The organism is Bacillota bacterium (assembly GCA_040754675.1).
Lineage (GTDB): Bacteria > Bacillota > Limnochordia > Limnochordales > Geochordaceae > Geochorda.
The window spans coordinates 1-4,956 of sequence record JBFMCJ010000303.1; the positions used below are offsets into that span (position 1 = coordinate 1).

At 69.1% G+C, this 4,956-nt stretch carries 4 protein-coding genes; 2 read left to right on the forward strand and 2 right to left on the reverse strand.

Annotated features, from left to right (window positions below):
- Nucleotides 1-576: 576 nt before the first annotated feature.
- Nucleotides 577-1,116 (reverse strand): hypothetical protein, encoded by a 540-nt coding sequence (locus AB1609_15405; protein ID MEW6047841.1) that lies wholly within the window; start codon nucleotides 1,114-1,116, stop codon nucleotides 577-579.
- Nucleotides 1,117-1,353: 237 nt separating this feature from the next.
- On the opposite strand from AB1609_15405, the gene AB1609_15410 reads away from it, so the two are divergent.
- Together AB1609_15410 and AB1609_15415 are read left to right on the forward strand one after the other, a co-directional pair.
- A complete protein-coding gene (locus tag AB1609_15410; GenBank protein ID MEW6047842.1) occupies nucleotides 1,354-1,842 on the forward strand; it encodes an ECF-type sigma factor in 489 nt (162 codons plus the stop codon).
- Nucleotides 1,788-2,531: a hypothetical protein gene (locus tag AB1609_15415; GenBank protein MEW6047843.1), complete on the forward strand. Its 744-nt coding sequence runs from the start codon at nucleotides 1,788-1,790 to the stop codon at nucleotides 2,529-2,531. Before AB1609_15410 ends, AB1609_15415 begins: the two co-directional genes overlap by 55 nt.
- Nucleotides 2,532-2,589: 58 nt before the next feature.
- On the opposite strand, the gene AB1609_15420 is transcribed toward AB1609_15415, so the two are convergent.
- The coding region (locus AB1609_15420; GenBank protein MEW6047844.1) for a carbohydrate-binding protein at nucleotides 2,590-4,956 on the reverse strand (2,367 nt) is incomplete at its 5' end.

The following is a 4,956-nucleotide window of genomic DNA, read 5'->3' on the forward strand; positions in this document are numbered from 1 at the left end:
ACCTGGCCAGCTACCTCGGTTGGTTCCGTGCGCTGGACCGGTCAGCTCAAACTCCCGGCAAACCCGCACCATTCCTCACGATGGCCGTCGGCGCATGAGGCGTCACGAACCAATGCGCAAAGCGCCTTAAAAATTGCCTCGGTTTCCAACTTTCGGAAGGAACGGGTTTCCAACTTTCGGAAGGAACGGGTTTCCAACTTTTGGAAGGGTTCCCACGCGGGCCCGGGCAGAACCGTCGGGCCCGCACGGCCCGCCGATCGACGCGGCCACACCGGCGGCCCGCCATCACGGTGAGGGCGCCGGGGCGTTCAGGGAGACGGGAGGGGAATGGCCGGCTGCCGCGGGCGGCAACGACGAACCCTGCGACACGAGACGCACAGGACACGCCGCGAACGGCGGGATGGTGGCCCGAGAGGCTTCGGGCAGGCCGCGTGGGGCGCCTCATGCAGGGCTCCACGCGCGGCCGTGCGCAGGTCAGCCGTTGCGCACCGGGGCGCGACGGCTCGCCTCACAGCATGGCTTCGCCCGGGCCGGGCCCCGGCACTGCGGACGGGGCCGGACGGGGCCGAGCGCCGATCAGCGCGGGCGCTTGCGCATCGCCACGCCAAAGCCGAGGAAGGCGGCCGCCAACAAGGCGGCCGAGCCCGGCGTGGGAACCGTGTTCACGGCTTGGGCGGTCCCATCGACGGCGAAGGTCACGCCGTTCATGTCCGTGAACCGCACGGTGGAGAGATAGATGTCGGTGGCCCCAAAGACGGCGGTCAGTCGCAAGGAGGCGCGACCATCGCTCCACATCGCCGATCCAGCCCAGGGCGCACTCAAGAGGGCGTTCATCCAATCGCGGGGGCCTCCCGACGACACCTGCACACCGCTGGCGTTCAGACCATCGAACCACGACCAACTCACCAATGAATTGCCGGGGACGAGCCCGCTGCTCATGGAGACGTACGCTTCATAAGGCCCCTGTCCGAGGCTTGACGCGTCCCAGTTGATCACGCACTGATCGCCGACGTTGGTCAGCGTGCACAGCCCGGCCTGGGCCGCCCCCGCCGTCGCGCCCAGGGACAGGGCACACGCCAATGATCTCATCACGGTGGAAAACCGGTGTTGGCTCATGTTCATTCCTCCTGAAAAGTCCGTTGACCCATGGCGGGTCGGCTCGCCAGGCCCGAACGGACGTGTTCAGGCCTCCAGTCACGTCAACGGATTCGGGAGGGGGCGCCTATCACGCCGGGAAAAAAAAGATTCAACGCCCCGCATGAAGGTCTCCGTGTCCATCCCTGCACATGGGTGCCAGTTGACTGAAGCCGGTCGACGCCAACATCGCGCGTCTCTTTTTCAAGCTGCCCGGTCATGACCTCCGCTCCCGTCCCTGCGGCAAGGCACGCACACCCGAGTGCCGCTCCGTTGACGAACTTGCTCAGCGCCTGGCGGCAAGGGGACCGCTCGGCGATGGACCAGGTGCTGCGGGGGGGGCACGCCGAGCTGCTGCGCATGGCCAGCTCGCGACTGCGGGGCAGCGAGACGCCCAGCCTGGCGGCCGATGACCTCGTCAGCGAGCCCCTCCTCAGGGTGCTGCTCGAACCGCCGGCCTGGGAAAGCCGCGGTCACTTCTTCGTGACGCTGTCGACACCACTGCGGCGTCGAGCACGCCACCCGGCGACGGCTCGGCCACGCCCTATCGCCACACCAAGGCCCTGTTCGACGCGGCGGCCGACCTGCCGGACGAGGCGACGCAGCGCGGCCGCCTGGCCGAATTGGGCGCCGACGGCGAGAGTGTCGAGCGCGTGCTGCGCATGCTCGGCCTGGCCGACGAGCGCACGCATGTCTCACAGCCAGTAGCCCAGGCGCTGGCGCGGCTGGCGCGGGAACGCCAGATCCTGGCCAAGCTCTCGCATCCGAACATGGCCCGGCTGCTGGACGGCGGCACGACGCCCCTGGGGCGGCCCTATCTGGTGCTGGAGTACGTGGAAGGCCAGGCCATCGACCGGCACTGCGAGCAGCTGGGTTTGGCCGCGCCCGCCCGCTTGGGTCTGCTGCACACGGTGTGCGGCGCCGTGGCGGCGGCGCATCGGCAGCTGGTGGTGCTCGACAAGACCGACGGTGCCGAGACCGAACTGCATCTCGCCCAGGCGGAGGCACGCACCGGCCAGGGCGCCGCAGCTCGCCAACGGCTCGCGCGCCTGGAGCCGGCGCTCAAGCGCTGGGCCTTGCCGCAGCCGGCGCTGTTCCTGCAGGCCCGGGCCTGGGTCGCGCGCGCCGAACGTCAGCCCCTCGAGGCGGCGGCGCTGTTCGCCGAAGCGGCCGACTTGCTCAAACCCCAAGGGCCGGACGATGCCTTGCGGCAGATGCTGCTGATGGACCGCGCGGAGGCCCTGGCGGCAGCCAACCGCCCCGACGAGGCACGCCGCCAGCTCGAGGCACTCGCGCCGGGTGTGGCGCCCTACCCGCCCACGGCGGTCGTGCAGCAGCGTCTTCGCGCCCTGCGGTCGACCGCGTGGGCCAGCGGCGGCCCGGCGGCGTCCCGCTGAATCTGACGGCTCGGCAAGCGTCAGCCTCAGGCGCCGTGCGACGCCGGGTGGGGGCGCCTCACTGGGCGTTGACGCGGAACCAATTCAGGTTCCATTCCCGCCCGATCGACTTGAAGCGCAGCGTGTGGTTGCCTGCCGTGAGGGTAAAGGGGGTGCTGGTCTGGGTCACCCAGGCCTGCCACCCGCCGGTGTTGGGCACGGCCATCACGTCCACGGCCTTGGCGCCGTCCACCCAGACCTCGAAGCCCGTGCTGCCATTGGCGGTCGCCAGGCGGTAGTCGAGCGTGAACTTGCCCGGGGTGGCCACGCTGATCTTGAACTCGATCCAGTCGTCGGGGTCGAAGTGGCCCACGTCCTGGCCGCCGCCGGTGTCGGTGCAGGCCTCCAGTTCCACGCCACTCATGGCGGTGAAGGTTTCGGCCTGGATCAGGCCGGGCACGGGGACGTAGGCGACGGTGGTGCTGGCGGACTCGCTGTAGAAGCTCTCGTTGGCGGCGGTCAGTGCCGTCACGACGTAGTTGTAGGTCGTGCCCGACACCGCGGAGGTATCGGTGTAGCCGGCAGTCGTGACCTTGTCGGCGAGCACGGTGTAGCTGGCCGAGGCACCCGGCGCACGGTAGACCCGGTAGCCCGTCACCTTGGCATCCGTGCTGGCCGTCCAGGTGAGCGCATTGCCGCCCACCCCTTCGGCGAGCTTCAAACCCGCGGGGCGCGCCGGAAGCTGGAACACTTCGGGCGGCGTGGGGCTCACCAGCCACTGGGCCAGGCCCGCATGGGGCTCGTTGGCCTGCGTCGCAAAGCTCTTGAACAGGTTTTCGATCTCGGCCACGCTGGCCGTGCTGAAGTCCACCTTGCCGGCCATGTCGATGACGTCCTGGCCGGGCACGGGCGGCTTGTCGAGCAGGTACATCTCTGCCCAGGTGTTGCTGCTGCCGCTGTCCTTGAAGACACCGCTGAGCGTGTAGGTCTTGCCCCCCTCCAGCGTGATGGCCTGGTAGACGCCGCCGTTGATCTCGCCGGTCACGCCGGCCGGGCGGGTCACGCGCAGCACGGCGCCCTCGCTGCCGGCGGGGGCCTTGCCCGCCGTGGTGTCACCGAAGTCGAGGTTCAGGCTGCCGCTGATGGCCAGCGTCGTCCAGCCGGCGGCCGTGCCGAAGCCGCCGTTGACGATGAGCTCGCCCTTGGACGTGCTGTCGACGATGCTGATCTTGTCGAAACTCACATCCGGGTTGCTGCCCGCATTGGCGCCGGTCTTGATGACGAAGTAGTAGGTCTTGGGGCCTGTGCCGCCCACCTTGATGGTCGCCGCCTTGACCGCGCAGGCGTTGGCCAGCGTGCTGTCCCAGCCGGCACAGTCCCAGGTGCTCGCCTTGGCCACGAGGCCCACGCCGCGGTCGAAGTTGGTATTGGGCGCATTCGTGACCATGCCCCAGGTGCCCTGCCCCGACCCACCCGCCGGCGTGACGAGCTTGTAGGCCCAGGACGTCGCCGCCCAGCCGTAGCTGGCGTAGGTGTCGTAGGTCGCACGGCCGATCTGGCCGCCGAGGTCCAGGCCCGCCCCCTGCCAGGGCTGGAACTCGCCCACCAGCAAGGGCACCTTCAGTTCGCTGACCTGCTTGTTGTAGGCGCACACGCCCGTCGTCCCGGTGGGCCCGCAACGCAGCCAGTCCCGGTGGATGGCATACGGCGTGTCACCCGGCCGGTCACCGAAGAGGCCCGGGTAGGGGTGGATCTCGAACGCCACGTTGGTGAGGCCCTTGGCGGTCGGGTTGCCGTAGGCGTCGATGCTGCCGTAGTGGCTGGGCAGCAGCACGATGTGCTTGTCGTCCACGGCGCGGATGGTGCGGTAGAGGTCTTCCACGCGGGTGACCATGGCCTCGGCCGTGGCGCCCCAAGGCTCATTGAGCGGGTCGTAGGCGGCCACCGCCGGCTCGTCCTTGTACTTGCTGGCGATCTGCTGCCACAGCCAGCGGGTGCGCTCCTGGGCTTCGGCGTCGGTCCAGTAGGTGTTCTGCCCCGCGCAGCCGGTGTGGTCGTTGGGCGTCTGGCCGCCCACGGCGCCGTGCAGATCGAGGATCACATAGATGCCGCGCTTCTTCGCCTGGGCGATGCTCCAGTCCAGGTAGGCCCAGGCGTCGGCCCGCAGGGTCTTGGGCTTCTTGGCGTCTTCGATGACGCTCCACAGGATGGGCAGGCGCACGACGTTGAAGCCGAAGGCCTTGATCTGGTCCCAGTCGCGCTCGGTGATCCAGCTGTCCCGGAACAGCTTGATGAGGCGTTCCTTCTCGGCGTCACCGAAGCGCTGGGTGAGCTTGGCCTCGAGCGTGCACTGGTCGGTCACGCCGTTGCCGCCCTGCCCCATCATCCAGAACTCCTGCACCAGCCAGTTGCCCAGGTTGGTGCCCTTGAGCAGCACCTGCTTGCC

What these genes read in the sequence shown, in the direction of transcription:
- AB1609_15405 (MEW6047841.1), bottom strand. Translation starts at nt 1,116, where the DNA reads ATGAGCCAACACCGGTTTTCCACCGTGATGAGATCATTGGCGTGTGCC.
- AB1609_15410 (MEW6047842.1), top strand. Translation starts at nt 1,354, where the DNA reads ATGACCTCCGCTCCCGTCCCTGCGGCAAGGCACGCACACCCGAGTGCC.